General features: G+C 67.2%; 15 protein-coding genes. 5 read left to right on the top strand and 10 right to left on the bottom strand.

Going from position 1 to position 17,609, the window contains the following annotated elements:
- Positions 1 to 119: 119 nt before the first annotated feature.
- From ACIGII_RS09775 to ACIGII_RS09785, 3 genes are all read right to left on the bottom strand, one after another.
- Positions 120 to 1,793 carry a ShlB/FhaC/HecB family hemolysin secretion/activation protein gene (locus ACIGII_RS09775; RefSeq protein ID WP_399637207.1) on the bottom strand — a complete coding sequence of 558 codons (1,674 nt, stop codon included), beginning with the start codon at positions 1,791 to 1,793 and terminating at the stop codon, positions 120 to 122.
- 387 nt (positions 1,794 to 2,180) lie between these two features.
- Positions 2,181 to 2,486, bottom strand: coding sequence for an EF-hand domain-containing protein (locus ACIGII_RS09780; protein ID WP_399637438.1), 306 nt, complete (start codon positions 2,484 to 2,486; stop codon positions 2,181 to 2,183).
- A 63-nt stretch (positions 2,487 to 2,549) separates the two neighbouring features.
- Positions 2,550 to 3,752: an acyl-CoA desaturase gene (locus ACIGII_RS09785; RefSeq protein ID WP_399637208.1), complete on the bottom strand. Its 1,203-nt coding sequence runs from the start codon at positions 3,750 to 3,752 to the stop codon at positions 2,550 to 2,552.
- A gap of 151 nt (positions 3,753 to 3,903) precedes the next feature.
- Here ACIGII_RS09785 and ACIGII_RS09790 point away from each other — a divergent pair, with 151 nt between their 5' ends.
- Positions 3,904 to 4,734 (top strand): ABC transporter ATP-binding protein, encoded by an 831-nt coding sequence (locus ACIGII_RS09790; RefSeq protein WP_399637210.1) that lies wholly within the window; start codon positions 3,904 to 3,906, stop codon positions 4,732 to 4,734.
- A gap of 111 nt (positions 4,735 to 4,845) precedes the next feature.
- Here ACIGII_RS09790 and ACIGII_RS09795 read toward each other — a convergent pair whose 3' ends face one another.
- Together ACIGII_RS09795 and ACIGII_RS09800 are read right to left on the bottom strand one after the other, a co-directional pair.
- The gene (locus ACIGII_RS09795; RefSeq protein WP_399637212.1) at positions 4,846 to 6,054 is read right to left on the bottom strand and encodes a DUF4785 domain-containing protein; all 1,209 of its coding nucleotides are present in this window, start codon (positions 6,052 to 6,054) and stop codon (positions 4,846 to 4,848) included.
- Positions 6,055 to 6,064: 10 nt separating this feature from the next.
- Complete coding sequence (locus ACIGII_RS09800; protein WP_399637215.1) at positions 6,065 to 6,946, bottom strand: hypothetical protein; 882 nt, start codon at positions 6,944 to 6,946, stop codon at positions 6,065 to 6,067.
- Between the two features lie 243 nt (positions 6,947 to 7,189).
- Here ACIGII_RS09800 and ACIGII_RS09805 point away from each other — a divergent pair, with 243 nt between their 5' ends.
- A complete protein-coding gene (locus tag ACIGII_RS09805) occupies positions 7,190 to 8,038 on the top strand; it encodes a phosphatase PAP2 family protein (protein WP_399637218.1) in 849 nt (282 codons plus the stop codon).
- 496 nt (positions 8,039 to 8,534) lie between these two features.
- Here ACIGII_RS09805 and ACIGII_RS09810 read toward each other — a convergent pair whose 3' ends face one another.
- On the bottom strand, positions 8,535 to 10,802 hold the full coding sequence (locus ACIGII_RS09810; protein ID WP_399637220.1) for a TonB-dependent receptor: 2,268 nt from the start codon (positions 10,800 to 10,802) through the stop codon (positions 8,535 to 8,537).
- Positions 10,803 to 11,015: 213 nt separating this feature from the next.
- Between ACIGII_RS09810 and ACIGII_RS09815 the strand changes: the two genes are divergently transcribed.
- Both ACIGII_RS09815 and ACIGII_RS09820 read left to right on the top strand, forming a co-directional pair.
- Entirely contained in the window at positions 11,016 to 11,462 is a 447-nt protein-coding gene (locus tag ACIGII_RS09815) for a hypothetical protein (RefSeq protein WP_399637223.1), read from the top strand.
- A 74-nt stretch (positions 11,463 to 11,536) separates the two neighbouring features.
- Entirely contained in the window at positions 11,537 to 12,532 is a 996-nt protein-coding gene (locus tag ACIGII_RS09820) for a patatin-like phospholipase family protein (RefSeq protein WP_399637226.1), read from the top strand.
- A gap of 130 nt (positions 12,533 to 12,662) precedes the next feature.
- Here ACIGII_RS09820 and ACIGII_RS09825 read toward each other — a convergent pair whose 3' ends face one another.
- Positions 12,663 to 13,145, bottom strand: coding sequence for an Lrp/AsnC family transcriptional regulator (locus ACIGII_RS09825; protein WP_017355505.1), 483 nt, complete (start codon positions 13,143 to 13,145; stop codon positions 12,663 to 12,665).
- 127 nt (positions 13,146 to 13,272) lie between these two features.
- Between ACIGII_RS09825 and phhA the strand changes: the two genes are divergently transcribed.
- Positions 13,273 to 14,169 carry a phenylalanine 4-monooxygenase gene (gene phhA / locus ACIGII_RS09830; protein WP_399637229.1) on the top strand — a complete coding sequence of 299 codons (897 nt, stop codon included), beginning with the start codon at positions 13,273 to 13,275 and terminating at the stop codon, positions 14,167 to 14,169.
- Positions 14,170 to 14,198: 29 nt separating this feature from the next.
- On the opposite strand, the gene ACIGII_RS09835 is transcribed toward phhA, so the two are convergent.
- From ACIGII_RS09835 to kduD, 3 genes are all read right to left on the bottom strand, one after another.
- The gene (locus ACIGII_RS09835; protein ID WP_399637231.1) at positions 14,199 to 15,401 is read right to left on the bottom strand and encodes a Fic family protein; all 1,203 of its coding nucleotides are present in this window, start codon (positions 15,399 to 15,401) and stop codon (positions 14,199 to 14,201) included.
- Between the two features lie 169 nt (positions 15,402 to 15,570).
- A complete protein-coding gene (locus tag ACIGII_RS09840; protein WP_399637234.1) occupies positions 15,571 to 16,677 on the bottom strand; it encodes a GDSL-type esterase/lipase family protein in 1,107 nt (368 codons plus the stop codon).
- A gap of 157 nt (positions 16,678 to 16,834) precedes the next feature.
- The gene (gene kduD, locus ACIGII_RS09845) at positions 16,835 to 17,590 is read right to left on the bottom strand and encodes a 2-dehydro-3-deoxy-D-gluconate 5-dehydrogenase KduD (RefSeq protein WP_399637237.1); all 756 of its coding nucleotides are present in this window, start codon (positions 17,588 to 17,590) and stop codon (positions 16,835 to 16,837) included.
- Between the last annotated feature and the right edge of the window lie 19 nt (positions 17,591 to 17,609).

The raw sequence follows: 17,609 nt of genomic DNA on the forward strand, positions 1-17,609 counted from the left end.
GACGGAGGGGCGGTGCTGAACAGCGTGGCGGGTCTTCATGACGGATCTTCCATGTCGGATGCGGGGTACTGCGGTGTCACCTGCGCGGCATGCGCGGGGTACTGCTGCGTTACGCCGAACTAGAACTGCGTGGCCAGGCGGAATCCGACGACGCGCGACGGACTCTGTTCACGGATGGCACGGGGTGCATCAAGCGGGAAGCCGACGAAGGCGTCCCAGTCCAGGCCCACGGCCTGGCCGCGTGCACCCACGTGCACGCCGCTCATGTTTCCGCCGGCAATGCCCTGCGCGGCGTTGGTGGCGATATGCCCAACGTCCACGCCGGCATACGGCGAGAAGCGCCGGTGCAGACTGAAGGCGAGGCTGTTGCGCCAGTAGCCGCCGGTCGCGCCCCCCATCATCAGTTCGCCGTCGAAGCCGTTGATGGTGTAACGGCCGCCGATGCTGATGAATTCCGAGCCGTAGAGCGGGTCGGAGGTCCACTGGTAGCGCAGTGCGCTGTTCCAGTAGATGGGCCGGGGGCCCTGCAGCAGCGGTGCGCCGACGCCGATGTCGAGCACGGTGATGCCATAGCGGAAGGTGGGTGCTTCGGGATCGCGGCCGGGTGCGTCATCGTCGCCGCCAAGCCAGGGCAGGCCGCGGCGATGCGCCAGGCGCAGGTCGGCCTGCAGGCTGCCGAGATACTGGCGGTGCAGCAGGGCCAGTTCGGCCGAGGTAGTGCGCCTGCGCTGCCCCTGCAGTTCCACCTCCTCCACGAAGCTGCGCGAGTGGCGCTGGGCCACGCGCAGCTCCATCCCGGTCCGGTAGCTCTGCCCGCGCGCGATCAGGCGCTCGATGGCCAGGTCGACGCTGCGCGAACGGCCGGTGCTGCTGAAGTCTTCGTTGTTGCCCCGGATGATCTGCGCGTAGCGCGATCCGTAAGTGCTGGTGGAGAACCGCCAGTTGCCCAGCGGCGCGCTCCACGACGCGTTGTAGCCATGCGTGCCCTTGCCGCGCTCGGCGCTGCCGTCGCTGTTGACGCCCACGCTGAGCAGGTCGTTGATGCCCAGCAGGTTGTCGGCCCACACCGTGGCGCCGGCCTGCTGCTTGCCCGTGCCCGTGCTGCCGGCATCGTCCAGCGACAGTGCACCGCGCCAGCGCCGGGCCGCCTTGAGGGTGATCACCACATCCGATTCACCCGGCTGTGCGCCCGGCACCAGCTCCATTTCCACGTCCTGCGACGGCACGCGCTTGAGCTGTTCCAGGCCCTGCTCCAGGGCGCGCAGGTTCAGCACGTCGCCCGGGCGCGCCGGGAATGCACTCTTCCACATCGCATCGCCCGGGCCCTGTTCGGCGAACCGGATCTGGCGGATCGTGCCCGCCACCAGTTGAAGGCGCAGGGTGCCCGCGCCCAGGTTCTGTTCGGGCAGGCCGATGCGGGTGGTCACGTAGCCCTTGGCCAGCACCAGGTCGGAGGTGCGCCGCACGATCAGCGCGATGCCCTGCTGGCCGATGCAGCGTCCGCGGTAGGCGTCCAGGTAGCGCTGGGCGAAGCCGAACCGATCACGGTGCTCACCGTCCAGCACGATGGCATCGATGCGGAAGCAGGGCGAGTCGTCGGGCAGGTCGGTCGCGCGGTGGTCGCCGGCGGCTGGCGCCGCAGGCGCCGTGACTTCAGGAATGGCCTGCCGTTCGGCACGCTCGCGCGCTTCACGCTCGGCGCGATCGCGCAGCTCCTGCTGGTCGGCAAGGGTAGGCTGGCCTTGCTGCGCCCACGCGTTGGCCGGGCAGGCAACCCCTGCAACTGCGGCCAACAGAAGTGCCCCCATCGGGCGCCATGACACTGCCACTGCATCCATACCGATCACACCGTCCTTGTGCGTCCGGGAACGGTCGCGGTCGCGAGAGCGGTGCAGGAACGCCAGCCAAGGTGACGCGCCTGGAACTTCCGCTGCTCAACCGGTCCGGAACCGGACTCCTGTTATGCCGGCAGTCGCAGCCTCCACGTCCAGGACGTGAGGCGACTCCGTTGCTGCCCCCTGTTTCACTACGTTCCCGCGTGCCAGGCCGGCGAACCCCGTTGTGCTCGTCGCGGCAGCCTGACAACGCCCATCTTAATGATTGTTAAGGATTTGTAAACACGCACCGCCCATCGAGGCGGTCTGGAGCGCTATCGGCCGGGGCCGGCAAATCTTCAGGGCTCACCGTGGCGGGGCAGATAATTCCTTCGCGCTCAGGAAGCCGTCGCCGTTGGCGTCCTGCTTGTGGAAGCGTTCGATGAGGGTCTGACGCTGCTGGTCGCGGGTGATCGGCCTGCCCTTGCCGCCGGGCAGTTCCTCCGCAGTGAGCACGCCATCGCCATTGCGGTCCATGCGGTCGAACGCGTACATCATCCACGCCACGTACTCGTCGACGCTGACCTTGCCGTCGCCGTCGCCGTCCATGCGCTGCAGGTAGGTGCCGGTGTCGGCCACCTGCGCCTGCGCGCCCAGCGCGAACAGCACCAGCGCGGCGCAGGAAAAACGCCGCGCAGGGCGGCGTTTTCGGGGACGCGGGAACAGGCGCACCGGTCAGTGCGCCGTCAGCGCATAGCCCTTCAGGCGCGCGGCGTAATTCTGCAGCGCGGCGATGCCGCTGGCCTCGGCTTCGTGGCACCAGGCCTGCAGCAGCTTCAGGCGCTCGGCGGCGTCGTTGCCGCGGGCTTCGAGCAGGGCCGCCAGGCGCGCGCGGTGTTCGACCAATACGCGGATGCGCGGACGCTGCTCGACCCAGGTGCTGAGTTCGGCGCGGCAGTCCGGCTTCAGCCAGCGGCCATCGTTGACCAGCCCACGGCGCATGCGGCGCGGCAGCAGCTGGCGCAGCTTGGCACCGGCCATCGCCGCTTCCTCGCGCAGGGCCGGTACGAACACATTGCGCTGGTAGTCGGTCATGGCCTGGAAGCGGTGCGACAGCAGCGCCTTGAGCGTTTCAGCATCGGGCACGGCAATGTTCGGGCGTACGTCCATGCTCGGCGCCACGCGCAGCACCTTGGCCAGGCCCACGGCCTGCAGGCCACGGATGGCCGCCCAGCCGATATCGAATTCCCAGCGGCGCATCGAGAAGCGTGCCGAACTTGGGAAGGCGTGATGGTTGTTGTGCAGTTCTTCACCGCCGATCCAGAACGCCCACGGGGTGAGGTTGGTGGAGGTGTCGGCCGATTCGAAGTTGCGGTAGCCCCACCAGTGGCCCAGGCCGTTGACCACACCGGCGGCCCAGAACGGGATCCACGCCATCTGGATCGCCCACAGGGCCACGCCGGGCAGCCCGAACAGCACCAGGTTCAACGCGAACAGGGCGACCGGGCCCAGGTTGGCGTGCGGGGTGTACAGGTGGCGCTCGATCCAGTCTTCCGGGGCGCCACGGCCGTACTGCTCGATGTCCGCGCGCATGCCGCGGGCTTCGCGGTACAGCTCCACGCCGCGCCAGAACACCGTACCGATGCCCTTGGTGACCGGGCTGTGCGGGTCTTCGTCGGTCTCCACCTTGGCATGGTGCTTGCGGTGGATGGCCACCCACTCCTTGGTGATCATGGACGTGGTGAGCCAGGTCCAGAACCGGAAGAAGTGCGCGATGACCGGGTGGAAGTCCACGCCGCGGTGGGCCTGGCTGCGATGCAGGTACAGCGTGACGGCAAAGATGGTGAGCTGGGTGAACACCAGCAGCACCAGGCCCATGCCCCACCAGCCGAGGCCGACGACACCGCCGGTCAGGAAGTTGAGGAGGGTATCGAGCATCGCAGGACTCCGGGCCGCAACGGCCAGCAGGGAAACGGGTGTACAGGTAGGTCCATCATGGGGCCAGACGTTGCAAACTTCATCCGTCTGATGCCATTTTTGCGCAGTCATTCAGTTGTTTTCCCCCTTCGTGAGCATTGCCCCCGCATTCATGACCGTTGCAACCCCTCCGCCGGCCGCTGCCGGCGCCGCCCCCCTGATCGAACTCGACCGCGCCTGCGTCATCCGCGGCCAGGTCCGCGTGCTGCACGATTTGAGCCTGCGCATCGCCCAGGGCCAGCACACCGCCCTGCTGGGCCCCAACGGCTGCGGCAAGTCGTCTTTCATCAAGCTCATCACCCGCGAGCTGTACCCGCTGGCACATGCCGACGGTACCGTGGCCGTACGCGTGCTCGGGCAGAACCGCTGGCAGGTGGATCGGCTGCGCTCGCAGCTGGGCATCGTCACCGGCGACCTGAGCAGCAACCTGGCCGACATGCCGGGGCTGACCGTGGAGGAGGCGGTGCTGTCGGGCTTCTTTGCCAGCTTCGTGGTGCCGGCCTTCCGCGAAGTCACCGACGACATGCGGGCGCGCGTGCGTGAAACGCTGGCGCTGACCGGTGCGCTGCCGCTGCTGCAGCGGGGCTATGCCGAACTTTCCGCCGGTGAAACCCGGCGCGTGCTCATCGCCCGGGCGCTGGTCAACCGGCCGCAGGCGCTGCTGCTGGATGAGCCGTCCACCGGGTTGGACCTGGTGGCGCGCCAGCATCTGATCGCCACCATGCGCACGCTGGCCGCGCAGGGCATCACCCTGGTGTTGGTAACCCACCACATCGAAGAGGTGATTCCGGAGATCGAACGCGTGGTGTTGCTGCGCGGTGGCCGGATCGCGGCCGATGGCACGCGCGCGGAGCTGCTGCGGGATGGGCCACTGTCAGACGTCTTCGGCGGGCCGATCCAGGTCATCGAGCATGACGGACGCCTGACCGCCTTTGCAGGCTGACGTCCGGCGCAGCGCCACGCCCTGCGTAGCTGCCTGCGTACGGGACCACGAAGCCACGCAGGGCGTGGCTCGACGGCCGGGGGGCCAGCGTTGCCGCCCCCCCGGTTACGTCTAGAACCGCACCGCGACGGCGCGGCTTTCGATCGGGGCCATCCGGCCCTGGTCCTGCAACTGCAGGTCACGCAGTTCGAACGGGGCGCTGTAGCCACCCGGTAAGGCCACCGTGTCGAACGCCAGCAGCAGTTCGCCTGCACCGGCCGCATCGAACCACGCCGCGCTGTGCGCCTGCGCCACCGGGCGCAGGGCGCCGCCCGGGCCGGTGGCATACAGCGTGCCGCGTGCCTCGTAACGGCCCGGTGCGCCGATCTGCACTGGCAGCCGCACCTGGCGCTGCGCCGCATCGACCTCGACCTGGCCGCTGAAGCGCGCGGTCGGGCGGGCCACCGCGAAGGCCACCTTGCCATCGCGCTGCACGCCCTGCGCGGTCACGAAGGCCTGCAGTTCCCACAGCCCCTGCGCCTGGCCGACGTCCTCGGGAATGCTGACCTGCGCGCGCAGGCCGTCCTTGCCCGCCACCAGCGGCACCGGCCAGCTGCGCCCGTCCGGCGCCACCAGCAGCGCTTCGCCGGCGGCAGGCAGCGCGCGTGCCACAGGGCGCCCTGCGGCCAGCGCCGCACGGCCGCCGTCGTTCTGCAGCCGCGCGGTGAGCGCGACGCGGCCGCCGGCCAGCACCTGCTGGCGGTCGGCCTGCAGCTGGAGCGCGATCGGGCTGTCCGGTTCCAGCACCTGCACCACATAGCGGCCCTGCGCCTGCGGCGCCTGCAGGCGGTAGGTGCCCACCGCCGCGCTCGCGCCGGTGCGGGCCATCGCGGTCCCTTCGCCCACCGTCATGCCGGCCGCACGCAGCTGCTGCGCATCCACCACCTTGTCCACTGCCAGCACGCCGGCCGGGTCGCGTACCTGCAGCTGCCCCGCGCCAAGCGGCCGCGCGCCGTGTGACGGGCTGACCTGGATCACTGCGTCGGGTGCGGTCAGCGGCAGCTCCAGCCCGCGCTGCAGGGTGGCCGCGTCGACGGTGTCCCAGTAGCTGCGGCTCACCGCGGTGAACGGGGCCGGGGTGTGCAACGACTGGCCCGGGTCCAGCGCCCACGCAAAGCGCAGCGGCGCTCGCTCGATCGTCCTGTCGGGCAACGGCGCGGTCTCCACGCGCGGGGCCACCTGGTCGGTGCCGCGCGCGGGCTGCAGGGTCTGCGCGGCCTGCAGGGGCAGCGCGAACAGGGCCGCGGCGACGGCCACGGCAATCGTCGTGTTCGATGTCATGGCGAGTTCCTCACAGGGTCAGGTCGTTGCGCAGGATCGCGCCCAGGCCGAAGCACTCGCGGCGGCTCTGGTTGTGGTTGAGCGGTTCGGCGCCGAGGGTGCGCGCCTTGTCGGTGAACAGCACGCTGCCGGCGGCGCTCTGGCTGCTGCAGTCCAGGAATCCGTCCGAACAGCTGCCGAGCCAGTTCTGGGTCAACTCCAGGCCGACGCTCTGCGCGTAGCCGCCGCAGTAGCTGTTGCTGTCCCATACCGCCGACTCCACGTCGGTGCCCACCATCACACGGAATGGCGTGGGCAACGCCGGGCGTCCGGCAGTGCCGTACAGGTTCTGCGCGTTGTAGGTGGCCATCCAGCCAACCTGCTGCATGCGTACCGCGTCGTTGCCGTAGCCCAGCAACCACCCCACCGACGACTCGAACACGTTGCCGTTGAGCGCCGCATCCGCCAGCGGCGTGCCGGCCGACGAGGGTGCCAGTGCCGTGACCTTGCTGATGGTCTGGATGATCTTCGGGTAGCGGCTGTCCTGGGTGGGATTGGACAGGATCCAACGCATCACGTTGCCGCCGTTGGAATGGGTGATCACCACCAGCCGGGTAATGCCCCGGGTATTGATGAAGGTGGTGAGCTGACCGGCCAGGCAGCCGGCGGCCTCGGGTGTCCACATGTACTGCTGGAAATCGCAGTTGATGACGGTGTAGTTGGCGCTGTTCGGCAGACCCTGCCGCACGCTGTCGATAATGCCCGGCTGCCAGTAATCGGTACGGGCGTCGGTTTGTTTGCCGGTGCCGTGCACGAAGGCCACGCCCACCACGTCGGCCGCCTGTGCGCTGCTACAGGCCAGCATGACTCCCAGGGCCAGGCCGCTGGCCCTCCCCACTGCATTGCTCTGCATCCTGTGTCTCCCTATGGTCCGCGGAGCATCGCCCCGCCGTGCCGGTAATCCCCCTGATTGGCGACAGAAGCTATGACGCCTGCGGATCGGTTTCCGTGAACCAGTAGAGGATTCCTATCATTTGAAACGACTCCCAGAACGGCGCTGCAGTGCGTCATGCCGGGTCTGGCGGCATGACCTGCGGCGGCTGGCAGGGGCGCGGGAAGCTGCGATCATGCGGGCTCACGCTTTTGGGACCCACCGATGCACGCTGCCGCTTCCGCCTCCTTCCTGCGCCCCCTGCTGGCCACTGCTGCCCTGCTGACGGCCCTGGCCGGCTGTACCCGCGTGGCCGCGCCGACCACCCCGGTCGAGGCGTCTGTGATGACCAAGGCCGTGGGCTACCTGGCGCCCGACGCGGTGCCGGGCAGCCTGGCGCTGGTGCCCTCGCCGCCGGTGGCGGGGTCGGCCGGGTTCGCGCTGGACGAGCAGGTCAGCCGGGAGGCGCGCGCCCTGCGCGGCACCCCGCGCTTCGCGCAGGCGCACCGTGATGCCGAACTCGGCTTTCCGGAAGGCGCCAACCAGTTCGCCTGCGCGATCGGGTTGGATGTGGATGCGCAGAAGACGCCGGCGCTGTACCGCCTGCTCGAGCGCAGCCGCATTGATGCGAGCGCGGCTACCCGCGCGGCCAAGCACCAGTACCAGCGTGCGCGCCCGTTCATGGTCAATGGCGAACCGACGTGCACGCCGGAGGATGAGGACGGGCTGCGGAAGAATGGTTCGTACCCGTCCGGGCACACCTCGATCGGCTGGGCCTGGGCGTTGATCCTGTCGGAGATCGTGCCTGAGCGCGCCGATGCCATCCAGGCGCGCGGCCGCAACTACGGCGAGAGCCGCCTGGTGTGCAATGTGCACTGGCAGAGCGACATTCTGGAGGGGCGGTTCATGGGCGCGGCTGCCGTGGCGAGGTTGCATGACAACGCCGACTTCAACCGCGACCTGCTGGCGGCGCGAAAGGAAATTGCAGCGGCCCGGAACGCGGGCGCACGTCCCAGCCGCGACTGCGTCGCCGAAGAGGCGGTGTTGAAGGTAAGGCCCCAGAGCGCCCTGTAACCTGCGGATGCGTCCCGGCGCATCCAGATCTACCAGCGTTCGCCGGCAATTCGCGACGTATCCCGATCCACGGACGTTCGCCAGCATTCGTGACGTATCCCGATCTACGGACGTTCGCCAGCAATTCGCGACGTATCCCGATCTACGGACGTTCGCCAGCAATTCGCGACGTATCCCGATCTACGGACGTTCGCCAGCAATTCGTAGCGCCGACTGTTAGTCGGCGACCGCGCGCAGCGCGGCAGAGCATCCGGAGCCGCGGAGGTCGTGACCCGGGATTTGATACCGACGTTTGGAGCATGCCGAAGCCGCCTGTCCGATGTTCATGACGTCGGAACGGAGAGCTGCCGACTAACAGTCGGCACTACCGTCGGCACTGCCGTCGGCGTGACCGTCGGCGTGGCGTTACCGTCGGCGTTACCGGTTTGTGATCGACCGAAGAAAAAACGGCGCGGATTGCTCCGCGCCGTTTCGGTTTACATGCTGCGCAACCCGATCAGAACTTCGCGGTGAACTCCACGCCGAACGTGCGCGGCTCGTTGAGGAAGCCGGTCAGGTTGTTGAAGTCGATCGCACCCACCACGCGGGTCTGGTTGGTCAGGTTGCGACCGAACACGGCCACGTCGTACTGGCCGTAGTCCCAGTTGTAGCCCAGGCGCAGGCCGCCTTCCAGCGACGAGCGGCTGCGGAATTCCGGCGACTCGTACAGGAAGAAGTTCACCGGGCTGCGGTAGGCCCAGTCGGTGTACACGTACAACTCGCTGGCATCGGTGATCGGGAACCCGGCACGCAGGGTCAGGTTGTGGATCCACTTCGGCGCCTGCGGCAGCGGGTTGCCGTTGACCAGCGCGTAGGTGCCGCCGTTGATCACCGTGGTCGGGTCGGTGATGGTGCAGCCGCCACCGCAGATCGCCACCGCCAGGTCGCGGTCCTTGATCTCGGTGTCGTTGTAGCTGCTGCCCAGGGTCAGCAGCACGTGGTCGGTCAGGTAGGCCTCGAAGTCCAGCTCGGCGCCCTGGCCGATGGTCTTGTCGGCATTGAGCAGGGTGGCGGTGTTGTTGCTGCCGCCCACCGCGATCAGCTGCTGGCCGTCAACGTTGTAGCGGAAGATGTTGAAGCCCAGGCGCGCGCGGCGGTCGAACAGGTCGGCCTTGACGCCCACTTCATACGAAATCACCTTCTCCGAATCGGCCTGCGAGACGCCACCAAAGGCCAGGCGGCCCTGGATGGACGGCGCGCGGAAGCCCTTGGCCACGCGGGCGTAGGTGTTGACGTTGTCGCTGATCTGGTAGACACCGCTCAGGTCCCAGCTGACATCGTCGACATCGGTGTTGGCGAGGTACGGACCGCTCACCGGGGTGCCGCCCGGCACCGCCTGCAGCACGCTGGCGGTGAAGTCCTTCTCGTCCTGCGTGTAACGCACGCCGCCGCGCAGCTTGAACTTGTCGGTGACGTCGAAGTCGCCGGAAGCGAACGCCGCCCATGCCTTGTTGCGCTGGCTCTGCACCGCGTGGCCGGTCTGCGGGTTGCCCGGGGTCAGCGAGTCGTAGTTGAAGCTGTCGATGGTGACGTCTTCATCGAAGTAGAACACCCCCGCCTGCCAGTCGAAGCGGCCCCACTCGTTGGATTCCACGCGGAATTCCTGGGTCCACTGGCGGTGGTGCGGCAGGCCATCGGCCGATTCGGACGGGAACGGAATGAAGCCCGGGCCGTAATTGCCCGCACCGAGGAAGCTGGCGCCGTAGCCGCCGTCGATGTCGCCGTGGTTGAGCGATTCGGCGGTTTCATAGCCGGTGATCGAGTGCAGGGTCACGCTGCCCAGGTTCCACTGCAGGCGTGCGCTGCCGCCCCAGGTTTCCAGTTCGGAGAAGTTCTCGCCGTCGTTGGAGACCTTGTCGCGGTCGAAGTTTTCTACCAGCGCATTGCTGCCTGGCTGGATGATGTTGGCGCGGAACAGGCGCGCGGTGCCGTTGAGCTTGCGCTTGTGCAGGTTGAACAGCGCTTCGAATTCGTCGCCTTCGTACAGGAACTGCACGCGGCCGGCGAACTCGTCATAGCCTTCGAAGCCTTCGGCCGGTGCATTGGCGCGGGTGTTGTCGACGTAGTTGTCGCGGCGCTGGTACAGGCCCGACACACGTGCGGACCAGCGGTCGGTCAGCGGGCCACCGTAGGCGGCCTGGGTGTTCCAGGTGTCGTAGGTGCCATAGGACACCTTCACGTAACCATCGGCATCCTGCGACGGACGGGCCGAATCGAACTTCACGACGCCGGCTGGCGTGTTGCGCCCGAACAGCGTGCCCTGCGGGCCGCGCAGCACTTCCACGCCAGCCAGGTCGAACAGCGGGAAGCCCTTCAGCAGCGGGCTTTCCTGCACCACGTCGTCATACACCAGCGACACCGGCTGCGAGGCATTCAGATCGAAGTCGGTATTGCCCAGGCCGCGGATGTAGAAGCGCGGGAAGGCACGGCCGTAGGACGATTCGATGTTCAGGCTGGGCACGCGCGCCGACAGGAAGCGGATGTCGTCGCCGGCCGAACCGAGCACGTCGAGCTTTTCGCCCTGGATGGCCGAGATCGACACCGGCACGTCCTTGGCGTTTTCCACACGGCGCTGTGCGGTGACCTGCAGGGTGTCGAGTGCGACCGGATCCTTGGTGGCGGGAGCGTCCTGGGCTGCGGCCGTCAATGGCAGCAGGGCGGCAAGAGCGACAACGAGGGGGTGCACGGACGGAAGACGGCCGTGGGCAGTGCGGTTCGGGAACATGGCGATTAGGCTGTGTTGGGAGGGGTGGTGGACCGGCGCTACCAGACAATTGTTGCAGTACAACAACTGCGTCGCAAATACGGATCTTTCATTACCAAGATCCGCGCCCCCAGATGTGAAGGCATGGCCCCGGGCATCGCGTCGTGGATCTCCCCCGATATGGCAGGATGAACGTCTTCAGCCAGAGCCTGCTGGCGCCATGCGGATGCTGCAATGCTGTCAGAGGACACCAGAGGGAAGCCCAAGGACGACGACGCCGTGTCCGTAAGCGGGTGGCGGGTCTGGATGACGGTGATGGCCTGGGTTCTTTGTCTCCCGGGCTTGCTTTACCACGTGGTGATCTTTGGGTCGGTCGCGCTGGCGGGCCTGTTATCGGGCGAATGGCTGGCGCCCTTGGACCTGCCGGAACTGGGGGTGATGCTGCTCATCCTGCTCAGCACGTTGTCCTGGCTCGCCCTGGCCTGGATGAGCCTCGCGTGGATCCAGGACCGACCGGTGCACTGGGCATGGCCGGTGGGGGGCACCGCAGTGACACTGCCGATACTGCTGGGAACCCATTTCGTTGCGGCGCTGTTTGTCCTGCCCGGCGTTCTTCTGGCGCTCTACCTGTGTGTCTGGCACCTCCGCCAGGCGCGGCGAGCGACCGGCAACCCTGCATAACCACGCAATGCACACTGCCGGCCATGGGCCGGCACTACCGGTATGCTATCGCCCATTCACATTTCGCCACGCCCATGACCGCCTTCCGCCGCACCCGTCTCGCGCTGTCCGTTGCCCTGCTCGGCCTGCTGGCTGGCTGCGGCGGTGAAGCCGTTCGCCCGACCCCGCCGCCGGTGGCCACCACGGTGGTGCCGGCCAAGCCGGTGAAGATCGGCATCGCGCTCGGCGGCGGCGCGGCCAAGGGCTTCGCGCATATCGGCGTGATCAAGATGCTGGAAGCCAATGGCTTCGAGCCGGTCGTGGTGTCCGGCACCAGCGCCGGCAGCGTGGTCGGCGCGCTGTACGCCAGCGGCATGGATGCGTTCCAGATGCAGACCAAGGCCGTGGCGCTGGATGAAACCAGCATCCGCGACGTGCGCCTGTTCTCCGGCGGCCTGGTGCAGGGCCAGAAGCTGCAGGACTACGTCAACGCCCAGGTCAACAACCGCCCGGCCGAGAAGCTCAAGAAGCCCTTCGCCGCGGTGGCCACCAACCTCGATACCGGCGACCGTGCCGTGTTCGTGCGCGGCAACGTGGGCCAGGCCGTGCGCGCGTCCAGCAGCATCCCGGGCGTGTTCGAGCCGGTGAAGATCGGCAGCAACCTGTTCGTGGATGGCGGCGTGGTCAGCCCGGTGCCGGTGGATGCGGCGCGCCAGCTCGGCGCGGACTTCGTCATCGCCGTGGATATCTCCAGCAAGGCCAGCGGCAAGTCGCCGACCGGCATGCTGGGCATCGTCAATCAGTCGATCTCGATCATGGGGCAGCGCCTGGGCGAGCAGGAACTGGCGCGCGCGGACATCATCACCCGCCCCAAGGTGCTGGACATCGGCGCGGCCGATTTCAGCCAGCGCGGTTACGCGATCCTGGAGGGCGAAAAGGCCGCGATGGCGGCAATGCCGCAGATCCGCGCGAAGATCCAGCAGCTGCAGAAGGCGCGCGCGGCCGCACTGGCGCCGCCGCCGAAGCCGAAGTGCGAAGCACCCTCACGCGTGGGCAAGCTGATGGGCCGCAAGGAAAAGTGCGAGGGGTAACCCGCGTCATCGCTGGGCGCCGCCCGCGGTAGAGCCGACTGTCAGTCGGCTGCTCTGCGCACGGGCGTTGGTGTCTCCGCAAAAGGCAGCCGACTGACAGTCGGCTCTACCGTTGCGGTGGCACGTTGCGTCATTCCAGCTGGGACAAGGGCAGCGCCCTGAAGTCCTTCACCGTGCGCAGCACGAAGCTGGAATTCACGTCGGCCACGCCGGCGGCATTGAGCAGCTTGTCCAGCAGGAAGCTGGAGAAGTGCTCCAGGTCGCGCACGTAGATGTGCAGCAGGTAGTCCATGTCGCCGGTCAGCGCATGGCAGGCCACCACTTCGTCCCACTCCACCACGCTGTCGGCGAACACGCCGATGGCGTGCTGGTCATGCTTCTCGAGTTGTACGCGCACGAACGCCTGCAGGCCCAGGCCGATCCGGCGCGGTTCCAGCCGCGCGCCGTATCCGGCGATGACGCCTTCGCTTTCCAGCCGCTGCACCCGCCGCAGGCACGCCGACGGCGAGAGGTTCACCCGCGCGGCCAACTCGGCGTTGGTGGCGCGCCCGTGCTGCTGGATCTCCGCCAGCAGTCGCAGATCCGTGCGGTCGAACTGGGCATCTCCGGACATTGCTGCTCCGCAACATTGAATGGACGCAACAATATTGCGCCAGTCCGGCATATTCATGCAACTTTGCAATCCTCTTGCGCGCGCCCTGCCCTACCCTCTGTCGATGACCTCCCAGGAGCCTGCCCCGATGGAAACCGCCACCGCCCCCCGCCGCGTCGAACACCAGCAGACCGACAAGGGCTACGTGCCGGTCTATACCACCGCCGTGGTGGAACAGCCGTGGGACAGCTACACCGCCGACGACCACGCCACCTGGAGCACGCTGTACCAGCGCCAGCGCGAACTGCTGGTCGGCCGCGCCAGCCGCGAGTTCCTGCAGGCGCAGGACGAGATGGGCATGAACGCGCACATGATTCCGCGCTTCGACCAGCTCAACGAAGTGCTGGGCGCCGCCACCGGCTGGACCCTGGTTGGCGTGGAAGGCCTGCTGCCGGAACTGGATTTCTTCGACCACCTGGCCAACCGCCGCTTCCCGGTCACCTGGTGGATCCGCCGCCCGGACCAGATCGACTACATCGCCGAACCGGACATGTTCCACGACCTGTTCGGGCACGTGCCGCTGCTGATGAACCCGGTGTTCGCCGATTACATGGCCGCCTACGGCCGCGGCGGCGTCAAGGCGCATGCGATCGGGCCGGAAGCGCTGCAGCACCTCACCCGCCTGTACTGGTACACGGTGGAGTTCGGCCTGATCAACACGCCCGAAGGGCTGCGCATCTACGGCGCCGGTATCGTGTCGTCCAAGGGCGAATCGCTGTACTCGCTGGAATCGGCTGCGCCGAACCGGATCGGGTTCGACCTGGAACGCATCATGCGCACCCGCTACCGGATCGACACCTTCCAGAAGACCTACTTCGTCATCGACAGCTACGAGCAGCTGATGGAGGCGACCGCGCCGGACTTCACCCCGATCTACGCCGCGCTGGAATCACAGGAGCACCTGCCGGCCGGTGATGTGCAGGAAGGCGACCGCGTGTTCCAGAAGGGCACCGGCGAAGGCTGGGCGGAAGGCGGGGACGTGTGATCGTAGCGCCGGGCCCTGCCCGGCTGCGTTCACCGCGGTCGCTGGGCCACGCGCACCGGTAGCTGGTTAAGCCGTTTGAGGACGGCGTGGGCGTGGTAAGTCCTGCCCCACTTCTTCTCATTGCCCTTCGACAGGATTCCGGCTTCCTCGAGCGCATAGATCCCGGTGAGCGCTGACCGGTCAGACACCTCCAGCAGCGAAGCAACCTGTGATGCGGTGACCACCGGATGGCCCACCAGCAGCGCCGGAAGTCGACGCGCAACGGAGTCGCCGCGATAGCGGCTGACCTTCACCGACCACTCCGCCACAAGGCGCTGCATGTCCTCGGCGATGGCGATCGCATCGTTCGCTGACTCCACTACGGCCCGGGAGACCATGTCCATCCACGGTACCCAGTTGCCTTTGATCTGCACCTGGTTGAGCGCGTCGTAGTAGGTGTCCTTGCCTCGGAGCAATGCGCCGGACAGGTAGAGCGGTGGATACCCTTCTGCCGCCAGTATCAGGGGCATCAGCAGCCGACCGGTGCGTCCATTGCCATCCTTGTACGGATGGATGGTTTCGAACTGGGCGTGCGCGATGGCGAGCTGCGCAAGGATGTTCAGTTCGAACTGTTCGTCTTCCGCCGCCTGGTACTGCAGCATCTGCTGTTCCAGTTCCTGCATCGCCTCGTCGATCCGATCCGGCGGCGAAGGAACGAAGCGCGCGTCTTCAGGGCGTCCTCCCAAGGGTCCGATGACCGCCTGTTGCTGCCTGTAGCGGCCCTTCGGGAAGTCCTCCGGCGTGTCCTGCATAAGAACCGAGTGCAGGTGGTTGACGAGTGCAAGGTCGATGGCGGATCTACCCCTCTCTCTGACCGCTTCCAATCCGTCCTGCAGCGCCTGCACGTAGCGCTCGGTGACAACGACGTCGGCGGGCAGGCCGTCGAGGCCAAGGGTGGCTTCGTACACCAGCAACTGGTCCAGATCGGTCTGTGTCCCTTCGATCTGGGAACTCTGCACGGCTTCGCGTCGGGCCAGGGTGCGGGTGACCAGATCAGGGGTCGGCCACTGCCGCATGGCTTGTTCCAGCCGGGCCAGGCCTGCGTTGGCGTCGGCGAACAACTGTCGGTTGCCTGACTGGCCTGGGGGCAGCCTGCGCGGCGTGGGCGGAGCGGTCATGGCCACCAGATTCGGGCGGCCTTCCACCGGCACCAGGTATTGGCGGAGCGGCACCGCTATGTCTTCCCGTCGCACGGAATCCTCCGAAGGCCTAAACTTCAAATGCACTTTATTCTTTTGAAGTTTAATGCACCATCCTTCAAAATCATTGAATACTTTTGAAGTTTAGTCGATTAAACTTCAAAAGATAGGGGCGCTTTTGAAGGTTAGCGTTAGTAGAGCCGGGCCCTGCCCAGCTGCGCCTTCACCGCGGATACGCCAGCAGCACGACCAGATCCTGCTCCCCGCGCTGCTGCAGCGCGTGCAGGCTGCCCACCCGGGTCAGCAGCGCGTCGCCGGCCGCCACGTCGTACTGCTTCCCATCCAGCACGTAGCTGCCCTGCCCGCTGACGATGTAATAGATCTCGTCCTTGTGCTGCGGGTGCAGGCCAATCCCCGCGCCCTTGTGCAGCACGCGCTTGCGCAGCACGAACGGCAGGTCCTTGTCGTCGGCGAAGAATGGATACGCCGTGGTCGGTCCTGCACCGCCATGCGGACCGGGCTGGGTGATGGCGATATCGCGTTCGTGCACCACCCGCGACGGCTTGGCCGGATCAGCGCCCTGCCCTGCGGATCGGCTCACGTCGCAATCGATATCCCGCTTCAACGCGGGCTTGAGGTCCGGCTTCAGCGCTACCCAGTCGCGCATCACCAGGCAGGCCACGGCGGTGGCACCGGCCACGCTGAAGTGGGTGCCGTCGGCCTTGTCCTGCTCGGGCACGAACAGGAAGTACGGCTTGGCGCCCTGCTCGCCCAGCGCGCGGATCCAGCGCGTGGAACTGGCATTGAGGTCGATCAGCGCCACCTGCTCGCGCTCGGCCAGCTGCTTTACGGTCTGCGTGTACAAGCCATGGGTGTCGAGCAGCGAACCGAAGTCGTACAGCAGCCGCGCCACGGGCGTGATGAGCACCGGCGTGGCGCGCTTGTCGCGGGCCAGTTGCACGTACCGCATGAGGTACTGCGGGTAGGCAGTGACCGGATCGTTGTAACGGGTGGGATCTTCGAACTTGGCGTCGTTGTGGCCGAACTGGATCAGCAGCACATCGCCGGGCTGGATCTCGGCCGCGATCGCGTCAAGGCGTTTTTCCTCGATGAAGCTGCGCGCGCTGCGGCCACCCTTGGCGTGGTTGCGGACGTCCCAGGCGGCCGGGTCGAGGTAGCTCTGCAGTGCCTGGCCCCAGCCGGCCTGCGGGGCGCGCTCGGGGCCATATTCGGCAGCGGTGGAATCGCCTGCAATGAAAACACGGTGCGGCGCCGCGTGTGTGGTGACCGCCGCGAACAGCAAAAGCATCGGGAGCAGGAAGCGGTGCATGTTCGGGCTCCAGGAGGGCCGGCCAACGGCCGGCGCTACCGTCAGGACGTTTGGCGGGGGTACCGACCAACGGTCGGTACCTACCTGTCTTGCGCCGCGGGTTCGCGGCCGACGATCTGATCCCGGCAGGTATCGACCGTTGGTCGATACCCATGCATCACCGAGCCAGCCAACCACCGTCAACGGGAATGACCGAACCATTGACGTAGTCCGACGCGCTCGACGCCAGGAACACCGCGGTACCGGCGAGGTCCTCCGGGGTACCCCAGCGGCCGGCCGGGATGCGGTCGAGGATGGACTTGTTGCGGTCCTCATCGGCGCGCAGCGCGGCGGTGTTGTCGGTGGCCATGTAACCCGGGGCAATCGCGTTGACGTTGATGCCCTTGTTGGCCCACTCATTGGCCAGCAGGCGGGTGATGCCGGCGATGCCGCTCTTGCTTGCCGTGTACGACGGCACCCGGATGCCACCCTGGAAGGACAGCATCGAGGCGATGTTGATGATCTTGCCGCGGCCCTGCGCGATGAAGTGGCGGCCGGCCGCCTGCGAGATGAAGAACGCGGACTTGATGTTGACGTTCATCACGTCGTCCCAGTCCTGCTCGCTGAAGTCCACCGCGTCGGCGCGACGGATCAGCCCGGCGTTGTTGACCAGGATGTCCAGCCCACCCAGGCCCTCGACGGTTTCGCGGATCACGCGCTCGACCGGTTCGATGCTGATGAGGTTCGCTTCCACTGCCAGGCAGCGACGGCCCAGCGCGGTGATCCGGGCGATGGTTTCGGTGGGTGGCGCGATGCCGGCCACGGCGACGTCGGCGCCGGCCTCTGCCAGGGCCACGGCGATGCCCTGCCCCAGGCCGGTATTGCCACCGGTGACGAGGGCGATCTTGCCTTCCAGACTGAACGGATTAGCCATTGCGGTTACGGTCCTTATC

This window comes from Stenotrophomonas sp. NPDC077420 (assembly GCF_044543385.1).
Lineage (GTDB): Bacteria > Pseudomonadota > Gammaproteobacteria > Xanthomonadales > Xanthomonadaceae > Stenotrophomonas.

What these genes read in the sequence shown, in the direction of transcription:
- ACIGII_RS09785 (WP_399637208.1), bottom strand. Translation starts at nt 3,752, where the DNA reads ATGCTCGATACCCTCCTCAACTTCCTGACCGGCGGTGTCGTCGGCCTC.
- ACIGII_RS09825 (WP_017355505.1), bottom strand. Translation starts at nt 13,145, where the DNA reads ATGTCCGGAGATGCCCAGTTCGACCGCACGGATCTGCGACTGCTGGCG.
- ACIGII_RS09795 (WP_399637212.1), bottom strand. Translation starts at nt 6,054, where the DNA reads ATGACATCGAACACGACGATTGCCGTGGCCGTCGCCGCGGCCCTGTTC.
- ACIGII_RS09820 (WP_399637226.1), top strand. Translation starts at nt 11,537, where the DNA reads ATGACCGCCTTCCGCCGCACCCGTCTCGCGCTGTCCGTTGCCCTGCTC.
- ACIGII_RS09805 (WP_399637218.1), top strand. Translation starts at nt 7,190, where the DNA reads ATGCACGCTGCCGCTTCCGCCTCCTTCCTGCGCCCCCTGCTGGCCACT.
- ACIGII_RS09790 (WP_399637210.1), top strand. Translation starts at nt 3,904, where the DNA reads ATGACCGTTGCAACCCCTCCGCCGGCCGCTGCCGGCGCCGCCCCCCTG.
- kduD (WP_399637237.1), bottom strand. Translation starts at nt 17,590, where the DNA reads ATGGCTAATCCGTTCAGTCTGGAAGGCAAGATCGCCCTCGTCACCGGT.
- phhA (WP_399637229.1), top strand. Translation starts at nt 13,273, where the DNA reads ATGGAAACCGCCACCGCCCCCCGCCGCGTCGAACACCAGCAGACCGAC.
- ACIGII_RS09815 (WP_399637223.1), top strand. Translation starts at nt 11,016, where the DNA reads ATGCTGTCAGAGGACACCAGAGGGAAGCCCAAGGACGACGACGCCGTG.
- ACIGII_RS09840 (WP_399637234.1), bottom strand. Translation starts at nt 16,677, where the DNA reads ATGCACCGCTTCCTGCTCCCGATGCTTTTGCTGTTCGCGGCGGTCACC.
- ACIGII_RS09800 (WP_399637215.1), bottom strand. Translation starts at nt 6,946, where the DNA reads ATGCAGAGCAATGCAGTGGGGAGGGCCAGCGGCCTGGCCCTGGGAGTC.
- ACIGII_RS09810 (WP_399637220.1), bottom strand. Translation starts at nt 10,802, where the DNA reads ATGTTCCCGAACCGCACTGCCCACGGCCGTCTTCCGTCCGTGCACCCC.